This window comes from Streptomyces sp. R-74717, from assembly GCF_047305335.1.
In the GTDB taxonomy this organism is placed as follows: Bacteria; Actinomycetota; Actinomycetes; order Streptomycetales; family Streptomycetaceae; genus Streptomyces; species Streptomyces atratus.
Map to the genome: position 1 here is coordinate 3,430,137 of NZ_CP102361.1, position 17,378 is coordinate 3,447,514.

16 protein-coding genes are annotated in these 17,378 nt (G+C 70.3%); 8 read left to right on the top strand and 8 right to left on the bottom strand.

All coding sequences use genetic code 11. The annotated features are described in order from the left end of the window. Nucleotides 1-221 precede the first annotated feature (221 nt). Nucleotides 222-401: a hypothetical protein gene (locus NRF20_RS15350; RefSeq protein WP_398631087.1), complete on the bottom strand. Its 180-nt coding sequence runs from the start codon at nt 399-401 to the stop codon at nt 222-224. Then, nucleotides 398-1,510 carry a ferritin-like domain-containing protein gene (locus NRF20_RS15355; protein ID WP_398631088.1) on the bottom strand — a complete coding sequence of 371 codons (1,113 nt, stop codon included), beginning with the start codon at nt 1,508-1,510 and terminating at the stop codon, nt 398-400. Before NRF20_RS15355 ends, NRF20_RS15350 begins: the two co-directional genes overlap by 4 nt. Before the next feature lie 180 nt (nt 1,511-1,690). On the opposite strand from NRF20_RS15355, the gene NRF20_RS15360 reads away from it, so the two are divergent. The 5 genes from NRF20_RS15360 to NRF20_RS15380 all read left to right on the top strand — a co-directional run bounded on the left by NRF20_RS15360 (nt 1,691) and on the right by NRF20_RS15380 (nt 7,686). Then, complete coding sequence (locus NRF20_RS15360) at nt 1,691-2,626, top strand: AurF N-oxygenase family protein (protein WP_413752750.1); 936 nt, start codon at nt 1,691-1,693, stop codon at nt 2,624-2,626. A gap of 47 nt (nt 2,627-2,673) precedes the next feature. Next, nucleotides 2,674-3,429, top strand: coding sequence for a TetR/AcrR family transcriptional regulator (locus NRF20_RS15365; RefSeq protein WP_413752751.1), 756 nt, complete (start codon nt 2,674-2,676; stop codon nt 3,427-3,429). A 17-nt stretch (nt 3,430-3,446) separates the two neighbouring features. Beyond that, on the top strand, nt 3,447-3,713 hold the full coding sequence (locus tag NRF20_RS15370) for a hypothetical protein (protein ID WP_114246624.1): 267 nt from the start codon (nt 3,447-3,449) through the stop codon (nt 3,711-3,713). 81 nt (nt 3,714-3,794) lie between these two features. After that, nucleotides 3,795-6,344 (top strand): PQQ-binding-like beta-propeller repeat protein, encoded by a 2,550-nt coding sequence (locus tag NRF20_RS15375; RefSeq protein ID WP_413752752.1) that lies wholly within the window; start codon nt 3,795-3,797, stop codon nt 6,342-6,344. Nucleotides 6,345-6,510: 166 nt separating this feature from the next. Continuing rightward, nucleotides 6,511-7,686 carry an NlpC/P60 family protein gene (locus tag NRF20_RS15380; RefSeq protein ID WP_413752753.1) on the top strand — a complete coding sequence of 392 codons (1,176 nt, stop codon included), beginning with the start codon at nt 6,511-6,513 and terminating at the stop codon, nt 7,684-7,686. Nucleotides 7,687-7,770: 84 nt separating this feature from the next. On the opposite strand, the gene NRF20_RS15385 is transcribed toward NRF20_RS15380, so the two are convergent. The 5 genes from NRF20_RS15385 to NRF20_RS15405 are packed head-to-tail and all read right to left on the bottom strand — an operon-like array spanning nt 7,771 to nt 13,535. Further along, nucleotides 7,771-9,018, bottom strand: coding sequence for a styrene monooxygenase/indole monooxygenase family protein (locus tag NRF20_RS15385; RefSeq protein ID WP_398631093.1), 1,248 nt, complete (start codon nt 9,016-9,018; stop codon nt 7,771-7,773). A 30-nt stretch (nt 9,019-9,048) separates the two neighbouring features. After that, nucleotides 9,049-9,699: a GTP-binding protein gene (locus NRF20_RS15390; protein ID WP_398631094.1), complete on the bottom strand. Its 651-nt coding sequence runs from the start codon at nt 9,697-9,699 to the stop codon at nt 9,049-9,051. Next, complete coding sequence (locus NRF20_RS15395; RefSeq protein ID WP_266357999.1) at nt 9,680-10,093, bottom strand: DUF742 domain-containing protein; 414 nt, start codon at nt 10,091-10,093, stop codon at nt 9,680-9,682. Before NRF20_RS15395 ends, NRF20_RS15390 begins: the two co-directional genes overlap by 20 nt. Then, nucleotides 10,090-10,569 (bottom strand): roadblock/LC7 domain-containing protein, encoded by a 480-nt coding sequence (locus NRF20_RS15400; protein ID WP_398631095.1) that lies wholly within the window; start codon nt 10,567-10,569, stop codon nt 10,090-10,092. Before NRF20_RS15400 ends, NRF20_RS15395 begins: the two co-directional genes overlap by 4 nt. Then, nucleotides 10,566-13,535 (bottom strand): nitrate- and nitrite sensing domain-containing protein, encoded by a 2,970-nt coding sequence (locus tag NRF20_RS15405; RefSeq protein WP_398631096.1) that lies wholly within the window; start codon nt 13,533-13,535, stop codon nt 10,566-10,568. The genes NRF20_RS15400 and NRF20_RS15405 overlap by 4 nt, the downstream gene beginning before the upstream one ends. Before the next feature lie 365 nt (nt 13,536-13,900). Between NRF20_RS15405 and NRF20_RS15410 the strand changes: the two genes are divergently transcribed. Beyond that, entirely contained in the window at nt 13,901-14,686 is a 786-nt protein-coding gene (locus tag NRF20_RS15410) for a hypothetical protein (protein ID WP_398631097.1), read from the top strand. Nucleotides 14,687-14,715: 29 nt separating this feature from the next. Here the strand turns inward: NRF20_RS15410 and NRF20_RS15415 are convergent, their stop codons facing one another. Next, a complete protein-coding gene (locus NRF20_RS15415) occupies nt 14,716-15,213 on the bottom strand; it encodes a MarR family winged helix-turn-helix transcriptional regulator (RefSeq protein WP_398631098.1) in 498 nt (165 codons plus the stop codon). A 228-nt stretch (nt 15,214-15,441) separates the two neighbouring features. Between NRF20_RS15415 and NRF20_RS15420 the strand changes: the two genes are divergently transcribed. Both NRF20_RS15420 and NRF20_RS15425 read left to right on the top strand, forming a co-directional pair. Next, nucleotides 15,442-16,299: a lysozyme gene (locus NRF20_RS15420; protein WP_266358002.1), complete on the top strand. Its 858-nt coding sequence runs from the start codon at nt 15,442-15,444 to the stop codon at nt 16,297-16,299. Nucleotides 16,300-16,525: 226 nt separating this feature from the next. Then, nucleotides 16,526-17,284 (top strand): polysaccharide deacetylase family protein, encoded by a 759-nt coding sequence (locus NRF20_RS15425; protein ID WP_413754563.1) that lies wholly within the window; start codon nt 16,526-16,528, stop codon nt 17,282-17,284. The last annotated feature ends 94 nt before the right edge of the window (nt 17,285-17,378 follow it).

A 17,378-nucleotide genomic window follows, 5' to 3' on the forward strand; every position in this document is an offset into this window, starting at 1 on the left:
AGCATCGTGGCCCCTACGGGTGGCGCCTGTCAGCTCCCGCACACATGAGGAAGCGCTTTTGACTCGAAGTCACCGTGGTACGACTAAACTTGATGCATCGTCACTCTTCGGGACGGTGGTACCCCGTGGCAAGCCGGCGGGTTCGCGGATCCTTGGGAGAGGCACCGGAAACCAAGAAAGTTCCGGCTGCGCACCGGTGTCGTGGTTGCCTGCGGTGCCCGTTACGCCCGAGTGGGGTCCTTCGGGCCGAGTACACGGATCGCGACCAGGGCGACCACGGCCTTCGCCATGGCGGTCGGTGCCTTGTCGAGCAGGCCGGCAGGCCGATCGGACGGGACCCGGCGGCGTGAGCCCTCGATGTCGGCGACCCAGACGGCACGGGCCGGATCGTGGAAGATCACCCGCTCCTCGATTCGCCCTGCGCTATCGCCTCTTCGACCTCCGCGACCCTGGCCTGTTCCTCCGCCGCGAAACGGTCCCGGTCCAGTTGTTCGGCCAGTTCCTCGTCCTGGGCCATCAGCAGGTCCAGGTTGGAGTCGCCGAGCTCGAAGACGCCCATGTCGACGTAGGCCTTCTGGAGCCGTTCGCCCCACAGGCCGATGTCCTTGACGCACGGCACTATCCGGCTGAACAGCAGCTTGCGGAAGAGCTGCAGAAACGGTGACTGCTCGGAGAGTTCCTCGGCCTCCCGCTTGCCGATGCCGAAGTTCTCCAGCACCTCGACGCCCCTGAGCCGGTCGCGCATCAGATAGCAGCCCTCGATGACGAACTCCTCGCGTTCGCGCAGTTCGGCGTCGCTCAGCTGCTTGTAGTAGTCGCGAAGCGCCATCCTGCCGAAGGCGACGTGCCGGGCCTCGTCCTGCATGACGTACGCGAGGATCTGCTTGGGCAGTGGCTTGGTCGTCGTGTCGCGGATCATGCCGAACGCGGCCAGGGCGAGGCCCTCTATGAGGACCTGCATGCCGAGGTAGGGCATGTCCCAGCGGGAGTCGCGCAGGGTGTCGCCGAGCAGGCCCTGGAGGTTGTCGTTGACCGGGTAGAGCATCCCGACCTTCTCGTGCAGGAACCGGCTGTATATCTCCGCGTGCCGGGCCTCGTCCATGGTCTGGGTCGCGGAGTAGAACTTCGCGTCCAGGTCGGGGACGGACTCCACGATCCTGGCGGCGCAGACCATGGCGCCCTGCTCACCGTGGAGGAACTGGCTGAACTGCCAGGCGGTGTAGTGCTTGCGCAGCTCGCCCCGGTCCTTGTCGGTCATCTTCGCCCAGTGCGGCGTGCCGTACAGGGTGAGGACGTCGTCCGGGGTGCCGAGCGGGTCGGCGGGGTCGACCTCCAGGGACCAGTCGATGCGCTTGTTGCCGTCCCACTGCTTGTCCTTGCCCTTCTGGTAGAGGGCGAGCAGGCGTTCGCGACCGTCGTCGTAGTCCCAGCTGAAGCGGGCGGCGCCGGAGGCGGGCACCTGCCACAGCGGTGTGTCGGGGGCGGTGGTGTAGAGGTCGTGTGTCGACACGGACGGCTCCTTCTCGCCTTGCGTGCTCCGATAAGTTCCGTGGAGGTTGCGTCAGTTGGCAGGTTCACACGTTGGTAGACGCCGGGTCAACAAGTCGTGCGCAGGGGATTGACGGCCTTGCTGACGGAGAGTCTCATAAGGAGTGACCGCCGGTAACCGATGTGTGAGGTGCCTCCAGCCATGACGACAGTGACCGAACGGGACGTGCAGTTGCTTCGCGATGCACTCGGCCCGCTCCGGGACCGCGAGCAGATCGCCGAGCGGCTGCTCGAATCCTCGGCCAAGCACTCCTTCGATCCGGACAAGGAACTCGACTGGGACTCGGCGGTCGAGGTCGGCAAGTGGTTCTGGCCGCCCGAGCTCGTCTCGCTCTACGACACCCCGCTGTGGCGGAGGATGTCCGAGGAGCAGCGGTCGGACCTGGCCAGACACGAGGCGGCGTCGCTGGCCTCACTGGGCATCTGGTTCGAGATCATCCTCATGCAGTTGCTGGTCCGGCACATCTACGACAAGCCGGTGACCAGCAACCACGTCCGCTACGCGCTCACCGAGATAGCCGACGAGTGCCGGCACTCGATGATGTTCGGCCGCATGATCAAGTGGAGCGGGTCGCCCGACTACCCCGTACCGCGCGTCTATCACAACCTCGCACGCGTGCTGAAGACCGTTTCCACCACGCCCGGTTCGTTCGCCGCGACCCTGCTGGGCGAGGAGATACTCGACTGGATGCAGCGGCTGACGTTCCCGGACGAGCGCGTCCAGACGCTGGTGCGCGGTGTGACCCGCATCCATGTCGTCGAGGAGGCACGGCACGTCCGGTACGCCCGCGAGGAACTGCGCCGCCAGATGGTGACCGCCCCGCGCTGGGAGCGCGAGTTCACCCGGGTGAGCTGCGGCGAGGCGGCCCGTGTCTTCTCCGTCTGCTTCATCAACCCGCTGGTGTACGAGAACGTCGGCCTGGACCGCCGCGAGGCCGTCGCCCAGGTGAAGGCGAGCGGCCACCGGGCGGAGATCATGCAGACCGGCGCGAAGCGGCTGACGGACTTCCTGGACGACATCGGGGTACTCAACGGGGTGGGACGCAGGCTGTGGAAGAGCTCCGGCCTGCTCGCCTGAGCCGACGCCCCGTTGCCCGTTCGGGCGGAGCGCTTAGGCTTCATGGCATGACCACTGCCGCGCCGCCGACCCGTGCGTACCGAAGGCTCAGCGTCGAGGAGCGCCGCGCCCAGCTCCTCGGTGCGGCGCTCACCCTGTTCGCACACCGGGCCCCCGACGAGGTCTCGCTCGACGAGGTGGCGACGGTCGCCGGAGTGTCCCGCCCGCTCGTGTACCGATACTTCCCGGGCGGGCGGCAGCAGTTGTACGAGGCGGCGCTGAGGTCGGCCGCCGAGAAACTGATCCTGTGCTTCAGCGAGCCGCCCGTGGGGCCGCCCACCGAGCGGGTGCTGCGGGTGCTCGACCGTTATCTCGCCTTCGTGGACGAGCACGACGCCGGTTTCAGCGCCCTGCTGCGCGGCGGGAGCGTCGTCGAGACCTCCCGTACGACCGCGATCGTCGACGAGGTGCGCCGGGCGGCGGCCGAGCAGATCCTGCTGCACCTGGGCCGGGGCGGCGCGGATGCGGGGGCCGAGCCCGGACCCCGGCTGCGGATGATGGTGCGCACCTGGATCGCGGCCGTCGAAGCGGCGTCCCTGATATGGCTGGACGAGGGGAAGCAGCCCGCCGCGGCCGATCTGCGCGACTGGCTGGTCGACCAGCTGATCGCGCTGCTGGCCGCGACGGCGGCGACGGACCCGGAGACCGCGTCGGCAGTGGCGGAACTGCTGCCTCTGGAGAACGCCGCAGGTCCGGCCGGGCGACTGGCGGAACGGCTGATCCCGGTGGTCGGCGGGGCGGCCCATCTGCTGCCCGAGGGCTGATCGGTCAGACTGGGACGGTGAGAAGCGAGAACACCCCCTTCACCGGCGGCCCCCTGGACGGGCGGGTCCTGCCCGTGCTCGTCGGTCCGACCGGTCATCCGCCCAAGTGGTACGAGGTCCCGGTGCCGGCCGCCGACGGCGGGCCCGCCACCGTGTACGCGTACCGCCGGGTGCCCGCCGGTCACTCCAAACGGCTGGGGATTCCGCGGGGCTGGGTGTACGAGTACGCCCCCGAGGGCCGTGCGCGGCACAGCCCCAAGTGGCCCTGGTCGAAGCCGGACTGAGGGTGCGCCACCCGGCGGGACGGAGGGATCGGTCTAAGATCGACGCTCTGGTGCCGGGCACGGTCAGCAAGGGGGTGCGCCATGGAGGCGCTGCGTCAGGACGATCCACGCCGCATCGGTCCGTACACCGTGCTGGCCCGGTGCCGCGAGACCGCGAGCGCCGTGCAGTACCTCGCGCACGACGCGGCCGCGGACAGACCCGTGGTGGTCACCGCCGCCCGCCCCGAACTCGCCGCGCTGCCCGCCTTCCGGCGCCGTTTCCAGGCGGAGGCCCGCACCGCGGACCGGCTGGCCGGCGGCTGGGTCCAGCCGCAGCTCGACACCCCGGCCGATGATGCGGACGACGACCTGCCGTGGACGGCCGGCCCCTACGTACCGGCGCTGACGCTCTCCGAGGCGATCGAGGTCGCGGGGCCGCTTCCCGAGCGTGCCGTGCGGATACTGGGCGCGGGCATCGCCGAGACCCTCTCCCGTGTGCACGCCACCGGAGCCGTGCTCCAGGGCCTGGCTCCCGGGACGGTGCTGCTGGCCGAGGACGGGCCGCGACTCACCGCGTTCGGTCCGCTGGGCGCTGCGGCCGCTGCCGAGGCCCGGCCCGGCGGGCAGTTGTCCGTACGGCTCGGCTATCTCACCCCGGAACAAGTTGAGGGAGAGGAGCCCGGACCGGCCTCGGACCTCTTCGTGCTGGGCCTGCTGCTGGCGTACGCGGCGACCGGCACGACCCCGCTCGCCGACGGCCCGGCCGCCGAGGGCGCCGAACGGATCGCCCGCACGGACCCCGAACTCGGGGCGGTACCGGAGGAGTTGCGTGATCTGATCGCCCGCTGCCTCGCGAAGGACCCGGCCGACCGGCCGAGTGCCGGGACGGTGGCGGCGGAGCTGGCCCTCGAGGGGGCGGCGGGGCTGGCAAAGGGCGACTGGCTGCCGGAGCGGTTGACGGCTGCGATGACGGAACAGGGAGCGAGGGTCCGGGAGTTGGTCTCGGCCGGTCATCCGGTGGACGCGCCGGTCGACGGGCCCGCCGACGGACCTGCGGACGCCGCACCATCGGGCGCACCGGCCGACGCGCCCGGCCGTGAACTCGCCCCCGCCCCGGACACCCGTACCACTCAACTGGGTGACATCGGGCGTCACGTCCCGAGGACCGACCGGCCCACGACCCAGCTGTCCGTACCTCGCGAACTCACCGCACCCCCTGCCGCGCCCGCCGCCGGGCTTCCTGCCGTGCTCCCGCCCGTCGCTGCGCTGCCGCCCCGCCCGCTGCCGGTCCCCGCGGCTCCCGCCCCCGCCCCAGCCGCTCCCGCCTCCCCTGCCGTCGGTCGGCGCAGCCTCTTCATCGGGCTCGCTGCCGGGGCCGCCGGGCTGGTGGTCGGCGGGGGTGGGGTGCTCGCCCTCGGGTCCGGTGACGGGGGGACGGCGGACGACCCCAAGCCCGCGCCGAGCCGCAGCGGTCCCACCGTCGCGGGGCTGCCGCCTCAGCCGCGTTGGGTGTACACGCACCCGGCGGCCGAACCTCCGCCGCTCACCGCCGCCCTCTGGAACGACCGGCTGCTGGTGCTGACCAGCGAGAGCGGGGCGACCGGCATCGATCTGCGTACCGGGCGCCGGGTCTGGGAGAACACGGACGCCGCCAAGGGACAGGCCGCACTGCCGGCCGGGCAGGATCTCTGTTTCGTCGCCGGTCCGTCCGAGTTCCTGTGGCTGTCGCCGAAGGACGGCAAGGTCGCGCACCGGGCGGGATACGCGGACGGGTTCACCGGGGCGCCGAACCTCGCGGTGTCGGGGGTCGTCGGCACTTTCGGACCGGTGGTCTGGTTCACCGGCTCCCACAAGGTCACGGTCAAGGCCCCGGCGCCGAAGAAGGGCAAGAAGCGCGGCAAGGACACTCAGGTCGTCAAGTCGTACCTCTTCGCCTACGACGTCCTGCAGCGCAAGGAGCTGTGGCGGACCGCCGTGCCCACCGGGCGCGGACCGGCCGCCCCCGTCTACCGGCTGATCGCTGTCGGGCAGGACGACTTCGTCATACGTCAGAGCACAGGCACGCTGACACCCGGCGACGTGAAGGCCGCCAAGGGGAAAGCCGTCTTCCGGGGCTTCGACCAGAAGACCGGAAAGCTGCTGTGGAGCAGGTCGTTCGGCACGATCGCACCGGACGGGGCGGCCATGGGCGACGAACGGGGCCTGCTGTACGCGGCGGTGGGTGACGATCTCCAGGCCTTCGAGATCCCCGCAGGCAAGCCGAAGTGGACGCTGAACGGCACCACCGGGACCCCGTACGGGACCCCCGTCGCCACCGGAACGCTTCTGCACACCACCAACCGCAACCAGGAAGTGGGCGCGGTCGAGCGGGAGACGGGGCGGCTGCGCTGGCGGCGCTCGACGGAGGCGGCACCCGGCACCGCCGCCCCCGCGGTGACGCTCAGCACGACCGGCAGGACACTGTTGGCCGCGGACGGGGCCCAGGTCACCGCGTTCGCGGCGGAGGACGGGCGACGCCTGTGGAAGTTCCAGGACATCGGGTCGCAGGACCCGAAGGGGCCCACAGTCACCGCTCCGTACCGGGTGCTGGCGGCCGGAAAGACCGCCGTCGTCCAGCGCGACCGGATCTTCTACGCCTTCCCGGTCGCCTGAGCGAAGGTCCAGGAGGTCCGCACCCGCCCACCGCCTTCCGGGCGAACCCGTCTGCCGCCACACCGCACGGTTCTTGCATCTCGTGACACCGAGTGACCGTATTTGATTCCTTGCGCTCACTCATGGGGGGAGTCCCATGACTCGCCCCGTCACCGGAGGTGATGTCGTGTCAGGCGGAGTCCTGCGTGCGGTCTGCACTGCGACCCTGACCACGCTAGTCGTAACCTCGCTGGCAGCCGCCGCACCCGTGGACCCGGGCCCCGCCGCGGGCCCCGCCGCGAAGTCGCCCGCCGCCCCCGCGGCCACGAACAAGAGCGTCGCCCAGCTGCTCACCGAGCTGCAGAAGCTGTACCAGCAGGCCGAGGAGGCCACCGAGACGTACAACGGGACCGCCGCGGAGCTGAAGAAGCGCAAGGCGCAGACGAAGAAGCTCCACGCCTCCCTCGTCGCCGCCCGGACCGCGCTGTCCGACAGCCGCGGCGAGGCGGGGCAGCTGGCCCGTGAGCAGTACCAGGGGCAGTCCGACATCTCCTCGTACATGCAGCTCCTGCTGGCCCGTGATCCCGAGCACCTCCTGGACCAGGAGCATGTGATCCGGCGTGCGGCGGCCGGACGGGCGGCCACCGTGAAGCGGCTCACCGGCGCCGAGAAGCGCGCCGACGACCTGGCGGCCGAGTCCCGCAAGGTGCTGAACCGGCAGCAGGCTCTGGCCACGAAGCAGAAGAAGCAGCGGGACGCGGTGCAGTCGCGGCTCAAGGCCGTCGAGACGAGACTGGCCACGCTCTCCGGCGCGCAGCTCGCCGAGCTGTCCCGGCTGGAACAGCAGGGCACGGCGAAGGCTCAGGGCGCCCTGGCCGCCTCGGGCGCCCTGTCCTCGACCAGGTCGCCGTCCCGCGCGGGCGGCGAGGCGGTGAAGTACGCGATCGGGCAGGTGGGCAAGCCGTATGTGTGGGGCGCGGAGGGGCCGGACTCGTTCGACTGTTCGGGGCTCACCTCGCAGGCCTGGGCGAAGGCGGGCCGGGTCATTCCGCGGACCTCGCAGGAGCAGTGGCGGCAGCTGCCGAAGGTACCGCTCAACGCACTGCGCCCGGGTGACCTGGTGATCTACTTCCCGAAGGCCACTCATGTGGCGCTGTACATCGGCAACGGCCAGGTGGTGCAGGCACCCCGGCCGGGCTCGCAGGTGAAGGTCTCGCCGGTGGCGTCGAATCCGCTGCTGGGTGCCGTACGGCCGGATCCGCAGAACACGCCACTGTCCGCGTTCAAGCCGCCGCAGCTCCCGCTGGGGGCGTCCTCGGGCTCGGACGCGGGGTACAGCTCGTCGTCGGCGCCCGAGCAGTAGCCGGCCGGGGGCCGTGACGTCCGCACATGGCAGCCGGGCCGAGTCCCGTCGGATTCCCGACGGGACTCGGCCCGGCTGCTGTGGTCAGGCGGCCGACGCGGCCCCGGAGACCTCGGCCAGGTACGCGTTGGTCTTCTCCGGGTCGAAGAAGAAGTTCTCGAAGTCCGCCGGGTTGTTGAAGCCGTTGGCGAAGCGGTTGGCGACCGGCTGGAGCTGGCCGGCGGCGCCGATCAGGTTCAGCACGTGCTCCGGCGGAACGCCGAGCATCGCGTTGGTCCACTTCACGACGTGCTGCGCGGTGTCCCAGTAACGGTCGAACGTGGCCTGCATCCAGTCCGCGTCGAACTCCCGGTCGCCATGCTCGATGATCGACTCCAGGTACGCGTTGGCGCACTTGGAGGCCGAGTTGGAGCCCTGGCCGGTGACCGGGTCGTTGGCGACGACGACGTCCGCCACACCGAGCACCAGACCGCCGCTGGGCAGTCGGCCGATCGGCTTGCGAACGGTCGGGGCGTAGCGTCCCGCCAGGGTGCCATTGGCGTCGGTCAGTTCGACCTTGGTGGCGCGGGCGTACTCCCACGGCGTGAACCGCTCCATGAGCTCCAGCGTCTTGGCGAGGTGCTCGGAGGGGTCCTTGATGCCCTGGAACGCGTCGAGCGGCCCGCCCGGGATGCCCTCCCAGAACAGGATGTCGGCGCGGCCGGACGTGGTCAGGGTCGGCATCACGAAGAGCTCGCCGACGCCGGGGACCAGGTTGCAGCGGACCGCGTCGAACTCGGGGTGCTCGGGGCGCGGGCCCATGCCGTGGACGTACGCGACGGCCAGGGCGCGCTGCGGGGTGTCGAACGGCGAACGGGACGCGTCCCGGCCGAACATGGAGACCAGCTCGCCCTTGCCCGCGGAGACCATCACCAGGTCGTAGGTGCGGGAGAAGTAGTCCAGGTCGGAGACGGCGGCACCGTGGATGACGAGCTGCCCGCCGCGCTGGGCGAAGGTCTCCATCCAGCCGGCCATCTTCACGCGCTGGTCGACGGACTGGGCGAAGCCGTCCAGCTTTCCGACCCAGTCGATGGCGCGCGAGGAGTCGGGCGCGGCGACCGAGACGCCGAGGCCCTCGATGCGCGGGGCCTGGGACTCCCAGAAGTTGAGCTGGTAGTCACGCTCGTACTGGAGCGCCGTGTCGAACATGCACTGCGTCGACATGACCCGGCCGGAGCGGATCTCGTCGGCGGTGCGGTTGGACATCAGGGTGACTTCGTACCCTCGGGACTGCAGTCCGAGGGCGAGCTGGAGACCGGACTGACCGGCTCCGACTATGAGTATCTTCCGCATCGCGGTTCTCCGTTACGTGTTGCGTGCGAGCTATGCCGGGGTGGCGTCGAGGGCGTGGCCGACGAGGGCCAGCAGCGACTCGACGACAGTGATCTTGTTACGCGCGTCCATGATCACAACAGGCACGTGCGGCGGGACAGTCAGGGCCTCCCTGACGTCCTCCGCCTCGAACCCCGGCGTTCCTTCGAAGTGGTTGACGGCGACGATGTACGGCAGACCGCAGCTCTCGAAGTAGTCGAGTGCGGGGAAGCAGTCGGCGAGCCGCCGGGTGTCGGCGAGCACGACCGCACCGATCGCGCCGCGCACCAGGTCGTCCCACATGAACCAGAAGCGCTGCTGGCCCGGTGTGCCGAACACGTACAGCACGAGGTCGTCGTCGAGCGTGAGCCGGCCGAAGTCCATCGCGACGGTCGTGGTGACCTTGTCGGGTGTCGCGGAGAGATCGTCGGTCTCCTCGCTGGCCTGGGTCATCATCGCTTCGGTCTTCAGCGGGGTAATCTCGGAGACCGACCCCACGAAGGTCGTCTTGCCCACGCCGAACCCGCCCGCGACCACGATCTTCGTGGCGATGGGGGCCCTGGTGCGGTCCAACTGCCAGGCCTGCAGCGATTCTTCGGCCTGGTCCTTGGCCCCCGGCTGGCGCGGGGCGAAGAGCGGCGACTCAGAGACGGCGGAGTCCATTGAGCACCCTTTCGAGCAGTGCGCGGTCGGGCTGGCCGGTGCCGTGACCGGTCCCGTACACGCGGATCTTTCCCTGGTCGGCCAAGTCGCTGAGCAGCACCCGGACCACACCGAGCGGCATCTTCAACAGGGCGGAGATCTCAGCGACCGTACGCATCCGGCGGCAGATTTCGACGATGGCCTGGAGCTCCGGCATGACGCGGGTGGCCAGGTTGCCGTTGGTCAGCTCGCGGCGCTCCTCGGGCGCTTCGAGCGCGGCGACGAACGTCTCGACGAGCAGGACGTGGCCGAAGCGGGTGCGACCGCCGGTGAGCGAGTACGGGCGGACCCGTGCGGGCCTTCGGTCGGACCCGCGGACGGGGAGCCTGCGGGCGGGTTCAGCAGGGGGCGTCACTGGGCGCTCTCCATCGATTTGCGCAGTTCACTGCGGAGTTCGGGGGTGAGTACGTGTCCGGCTCGGCCGACGAAGAGCGCCATGTGGTAGGCGATGACGCTCATGTCGCAGTCCGGGGTGGCGTGCACACCGAGCAGCGAGCCGTCGCTGATCGACATGACGAACACACTGCCCTCGTCCATGGCGACCATGGTCTGCTTGACGCCGCCGCCGTTCATCAGTTTGGCGGCGCCGACGGTGAGGCTGCCGATGCCGGAGACGATGGTGGCCAGGTCGGCGCTGGAGCCCTTGGGGCCGTCCTGCCGTCCGGCGTTCCGAGTGGTCAGATGGCCGGGGTCGGAGGAGAGCAGCATCAGTCCGTCGGACGAGACGACGGTGACCGAGTGGACCCCTGGCACCTCCTCCACCAGATTGCTCAGCAACCAGTGAAGGTTCCGGGCCTCGGTACTCAGCCCGAATGTGCTGGGCGCAGTCAACTGCGTGCCTCCTCGACTGTGTCCCCCGTCTCATCGGTTCGGCCGTCGCTACGGTCGGCCGGCTCACTGTGCTCGGTGAGTGCGGGGTGCGGGGCGTGTACGGGGGCTCCGGGGAACGGCTGGGTCGCCGTGATCTCGGCGATCTCCGCCTCGACGTCCCGGCGGCCGTCCTTCGCGCCCTGGTGGAAGCCGCCGAGCCGACGGCGCAGCGCCTCCTTGTCCAGGCTGCCCTTGCGCTCGGTGCTGGGTGCCGCGGTGGGCTTGACGACCTTGGGGGTGCGCTTGGGCAGCCCCTTGTCCGTGATGCGCTCCTGCTGCAGCTGCGAGTGCTGCTCCGGCTGCCGGGGGCCGGGCAGGGCGTCGGCGACGGGCGCGGGGACCGGGGCGGGGCCGGTGTACGGCTCCGGGGCGGGCGCGGGAGCCGGGGCGGTGTACGGCGTGGGGGCCGGCGCCGGAGCGGTGTACGGCTCCGGGGACTCGTCGGCGGTGCGCTCGTGGCGGTCGGGGCCGATGGCGTACGGGTCGGGCGCCGTGAACTCGGGGGCGTCCGCGGACTCCGGAACCACCGGGAGCCGTACCTGCATCGTGGTCTCGGCCTCGGCGGCGGCCGGAGCGGGTGCGGGGACGTTGCCCGCCGCGTGCCCGGGCACGGTCACGGGCTCTGGCTCGGAGGTCGCCCCGGACTCACGGATCGTCTGCTCGGCCGCGGCGATCAGGGGGTCGCCGGGCAGGGCGAGCGTACGCTCCGGCAGTGCGTTGGAGTTGGCCTCGGCGACCGACCCCGGCAGGTTCAGCGCGGGGGCGTCCCCGGGGACCTTCACCGGCGGTGGTGTGGCGGCGGCCGGTGGCGCCTTCGGCAGCAGGGTCGTGGGCAGGACGACGACCGCCGTGACCCCGCCGGTGCCCACGTGGTCACGCAGCTGGACCCGTACACCGTGGCGCGCGGCCAGCAGGGAGGTGACCTGGAGGCCGAGCCCGGCCCCGTCCGCACTCTGCTCGCCCGCCTCGAACAACGTGGGGTCGCCGAGCCGGGTGTTGAGCTCGCCCATCCGTACGGCGGACATCCCGATGCCCTCGTCCTGTACGGAGAGCATCACCTCGCCGGTCTCCAGCAGCCAGCCGGAGAGCTGGACATGGGAATCCGGCGGTGAGAAGGAAGTCGCGTTCTCCAGGAGTTCGGCGACGAGGTGGCTGAGGTCGTCCGCGGCGAAACCGGCGATCTGGGCGTGCGGAGGCAGCGACTGGATGGTGACCCGCTCGTACCGCTCGATCTCCGAGACGGCCGCACGCATCACGTCGACCAGCGGGATCGGGCCCGCATGCCCGTGGCCGTGCTCGGCGCCCGCGAGGACCAGCATGTTCTCGCTGTGGCGGCGCATGACCGTGGCCATGTGGTCGAGCTTGAAGAGGGTGGCCAGCCGCTCGGGGTCGTGCTCGCGCTCCTCCAAGTTCTCGATGACACCGAGCTGACGCTCGACGAGACCGAGGGTGCGCAGCGAGAGGTTGACGAAGGTGTGGTGGACCGTGTTCTTCAGCCGCTCCAGCTGGGCGGTGAGGTCGGAGGCCATGACCTGGAGTTCGGCGCGCTGGACGGTGAGGGCCTCGCGTCCGGCGATCAGCTCGGCACGCTCGGTCTGCAGGCTCTCGAAGCGGCCGTTGAACTCGTGGAGCAGTCCGTGCAGCTGGCCGTGCAGGGCGTTGATGGACCGTACGACCTGGGCGAATTCGTCGTTGCGGCCGGTGTAGCGGACCGGTTCGGCGGTGGCGGGTTCCGCGGCGAGGCGGGCGGCACCGATCCGCAGGACGGCGAGCGGCTGGGTGAGGGTGCGGGCCACGGCGGTGGAGACGCCGACGGCGATCAGCAGACAGCCGCCGAGCAGCGCGATCCGCAGTTCCAGCGCGGTGACGTCGTCGTCGCGCAGCTGCTCCAGGCGCTGGACCTGTGCGGTGCCGAGGGCGGACTCGACACCCCGCATCCGGTCGATCCGGGCGGAGAGTGCCGCCTCGACCTTCTTGCTGTTGGCCTTCTGGTCGGAGTCCGACAGCTCTGGGCGGTCGGTGAGGGAGTTGAGGTACTTCTCCGCGCTGTTGACCTCGGGCCCGGTGACGGTGGACGACAGCTTGTCGCGGGCGGTGGAGCCCGCGGCCTGGTCGAAGTCGGCGAGCGAGGAGAGTTCACGGACCCGGGCCTGCTGGGCGGCGGCGCTCAGCTCGTCACGGGTGCGGTCGTCCTTGCTGCTGCCTTCGCCCTGGGTCTGGACGGGCAGCCCGGTGATCGGGTCGATCTGCGGGTTCGTGACCTTGCGGGGTACGGAGAGCGCGGCGATCAGCAGCCCGCGGGTGGCGGAGGCCTGCTCGGTGGCCCGGCCGAGGGCGAGCGGGGCGCGGGTGGACTCGGCGGCGCGCGGCGGGGTCTTCTCGGCGAGTTCGTCGGCGAGGTCGTGGAGCTTGGCGATGACCTCGGAGTACGCCTGATGGGCCTCCAGCGCGGTGCCCTTGCCGCTGAGCGCGTCGCGGCGCAGGGAGGGAATGGTGGAGAGGTCGCGGCGCAGTGCGGCCGGGGCCGCACTCCTGATCTCGTCCACCTGCCGGTCGACGCGGGCGCTCGGGCTGCCGGAGTCGCCCTTTCCCTCCGCCGTGGGGCCGGACTTCTCTTCACGGCCGGCCGCGATGTAGGCGGTGACTTCGTCACGCTCGTCCGCGAGGGCGTGTGCGAGCGCGATGGCCTGCTGGTTCAGCTCGGCGAGGGTGACCAGCCGCTGCGACTCGTTCAGGTCGGAGGAAGCACTGAGGGCCGCGGGTGCGCCCGCGGCGATGACGGTGATACCGACGACCGCGACACCGGCAACCAGCCGGCTGCGTACGCGCACGGTGCGACGGGTGCTCTCGCTCTCGGCGGGTGCCGGAGGCGTCACCCCGGAACCACTGTGTTTGCTGCCCTTGCTCCGAGGCCGCTTCTTCTGCACCGGTGCTCGCATTCTTGACTCGTCCGCCCTTGAAGCAGAGGTGACGCACGGTCACATGTGAACGAGCGCCCCGCCCCCTGGTACGGCTTCTGACCATTCCAGCGCTTTTGAGAGGGGGGCGCGCATAAACCACTCCGCCACCTGAACGAGTGAACATCACTCCGGAGTTGACGAACAAGTCTCCCCCGGGGGCGCGTCCGGCACACCTGGGCCGTCGGCTGGAACTTCCGCCCAGGCTTTGGCAGGATGCCCGCCCGCACGCCGTACGGAGCCTTTCCTTCCGCTCCGGACATCCGCCTGACCTGCCGGTACAGGCCAACCATGGGCAGTGCAGGGCTCGTGAAGGCGTCGTGCAGACTGGCTGTATGCGAATCGAACTCGCCACCGTCGCCGGCAGCACTGAACGACCGAACGAGGACTGGGCCGCCACCGCCCTGCCCGCCTCCGGCCAGGGTGGGACGCTGATCCTGCTCGACGGAGTGACTCCGCCGCAGGATGACGACGGTTGTGCGCACTCGGTCCCCTGGTTCACCGCACGGCTGGGCGGCTCACTGGTCGAACTGTCCGGTTCGCGACGGGATCTGACCCTCCAGGAGATCCTGGCCGAGTCCATCCGGCACACCGCCGATACACACCGCTCCTCGTGTGACCTTTCTCACGCAAGGACGCCGCAGGCCACGGTCGTCATGGCGCGCTGGGACGAACACGAGATCGAGCACCTGGTGCTGTCCGATTCCGTACTGCTGTTCGAGGCGTCGGACGGAACCGTGCACCCCCTCCTCGACGACCGGCTGGACCGCCTGCCGCCGGGCTCCCTGGCCGACGAAGCAATCACCGACGCACAGGTGCGCAACAAGGAGGGCGGCTTCTTCACCGCCGCCGCCGACCCCTCCGTGGCGGCCCGCGCGGTCATCGGGCGCACCCCGCTCGGCCAGGTGCGGGCGCTGGCCGCGTTGACCGACGGGGCAGCCCGCTGGACCGAGATGTTCCGCGCCGGCGACTGGGCGGACTGCCTCGGGGTGCTCCACAAGGAAGGCCCACAGGGGCTGATCGACCGCGTCAGGGCACTGGAGGACGCGGACTCGGAGCGCACGTATCTGCACCGCAGCAAGACCCACGACGACGCGACGGCGGTCTACGCGGTGCTGTGACGGCACACCGGAGAGGGCGGGCCGGGGCTTCAGTCCTCGGCCCGGGCGTTCAAGTGGTGCAGCAGCCGGGCCAGTTCGGCCACCTCGGCCCGGTCCCAGTCGGCGAGCTTGCGCACATAGCGGTCGCGTCGGGCGTCGCGGACACTGCGGTAGCGGGCCAGACCCTCGGCGGTGAGGTGGACGAGGGAGGCCCGGCCGTCGGCCGGATCGGGCTCGCGCGCCACCAGCCCGAGGGCCTCCAGGGCACGCAGTTGACGGCTCATGGTCGCCTTGCCGACCCCGAAGTAGGCCGCGAGATCGGTGGCCCGCTGCTGCCCGGCCGACTCCAGCCGCACGAGAAGTCCGTATGCGGCGGCCTCCAGTTCGGGGTGGACCTCGCGCGCCATTTCCCCGGAGCTGGCCCGCGCCCGGCGCAGAAAGACGGCCAACTCCCGCTCCAGGGCAAGGAATGCGTGGTCCACACCACTTTCTCCGCTCGCGCCGGGTTCACTACCGCTTTCGCTCCCGTGCACGTCAACACCCCTCATGAGCTTTCCTGCCGCTGAAAGTTTCTTTCGCCGCTGGTCATCGCCGCAGCTTGGTCAGTATTTCGCAGGCGTAGACCAACGGCAGCACACAGGCCCCCTTCCGCAGCGCGGGTCTACGTGCGTAGCGTCATGCATGGCATGTTCACACCACGACATGCCGACAGGGGTTCGCCCGGCGTCCCCCTGGGATCAGCACGTCCCCCCCACCAAGGCCTCGGAGGCACTCACATGCCGGTGCTCAGATCCAGATCCGGAACATCCCGCCGCTCGCGCTTCGCCGCGGCCGGCACCCTGCTCGCAGCCCTCTCCCTCCTCCTCACCCTGCCCGGCGCGGCGAGCGCCGCGGGCACCCACGACACCGCCGCCGCGGCCAAGAAACCCGCGCGCGGCACGGCCACGATGGGCATGGGCGTCGTCGCCCACGACGGCCAGGGCGGACTGCCGCGCGACACCCGCGCCGTCCAGACCGAAGGTGTGGACGTCAGCAGCCACCAGGGCAACGTCGACTGGGCGACTCTCTGGAACAGCGGCGTGAAATGGGCCTACACCAAGGCCACGGAGGGCACGTACTACACGAACCCGTACTTCGCCCAGCAGTACAACGGCTCGTACAACATCGGCATGATCCGGGGCGCGTACCACTTCGCCACCCCGGACACCACGAGCGGCGCCGTCCAGGCCAACTACTTCGTGGACCACGGGGGCGGCTGGTCGAAGGACGGCAAGACCCTGCCCGGCGTGCTCGACATCGAGTGGAACCCGTACGGCGCGCAGTGCTACGGCAAGACCCAGGCAGGCATGGTGTCCTGGATCCGTGACTTCGTGAACACCTACAAGGCGCGCACCGGACGCGACGCGGTCATCTACACCGCGACCAGCTGGTGGCAGACCTGCACCGGGAACAATGCGAGCTTCGGCACCACCAACCCGCTGTGGGTGGCCCGCTACAACACCACGGTCGGCGAACTCCCGGCCGGCTGGAGCTACTACACGATCTGGCAGTACACCTCGTCCGGCCCCTACGTCGGTGACCACAACCACTTCAACGGCGCCCTCGACCGCGTACAGGCCCTCGCCAACGGCTGAGCCGGCCTGCCGCGCCCGCCCGGTCCGACACTTCGCACAGCAGGGCCCCGGCGACCCACCCAGTCGCCGGGGCTCTTCCCTGTTCACGCCCCCTGATCAGGCATTTCGCCCTCCGCGCCGACACTGAAGGCCCTCTATGCACCCGACGTATACGCCGTGTGTATAGTCCTTCTTCGCCGCACACCGTGCGCCTTGTTCAGCTACGGAGGAGTGACCCGCCTTGCCCATGAAGACGAAGTCGATCGGCACGGGGTTGGCCGCCGCTCTTGTGACGGCACTCACCCTGACGCTGAGCGGCTGCTCCATGCAGACCACCGCTCCGGCCTCCGCGCGGGGCGACGCAGGCTCCGACGCCAAGGGCTCCTTCGGCCCGGTGGACTGCCGCAAGGCCAAGTGCATAGCCCTGACCTTCGACGCGGGACCGGGCGAGGACACCCCGCATCTGCTGGACGTCCTCAAGGAGAAGAAGGTGCACGCGACCTTCTTCCTGCTGGGCAAGAACCACGTCAAGAAGCACCCCGACACCGTGCGCAGGCTCGCCGCCGAGGGGCACGAGGTGGCCAACCACACCTGGACCCACGAGATCCTGACGGACAAGAAGCCCGCCGAGATACGTGCCGAGCTGGAGAAGACGCAGGACGCGATAGCGGAGATCACCGGCAAGAAGCCGCGCCTGATGCGCCCGCCGCAGGGCCGTACCGACGACACCGTCTCGGACATCAGCAAGGACCTGGGGCTCTCCCAGATCCTGTGGAGCGCGACCGCCAAGGACTACTCCACGACCGACTCGGCGCTGATCAAGAAGCGCATCCTGGACCAGGCGAGCCGGGACGGCATCATCCTGCTGCACGACATCTACAAGGGGACGGTGCCCGCTGTGCCGGGCATCATCGACGCGCTGAAGAAGCAGGGCTACACCTTTGTCACCGTCCCGCAGCTGATGGCGCCCGCGGAGCCGGTCCCGGGGACCATCTACCGTCCCTGAGCCGTACGTCCCGAGAAGCGAGGCCCCCAGGCGCACGCGGAACGGCCCGCCCGCCCGTTGCCGGGAAGGCGGGCCGTCCGTACCGGTCGCGCAC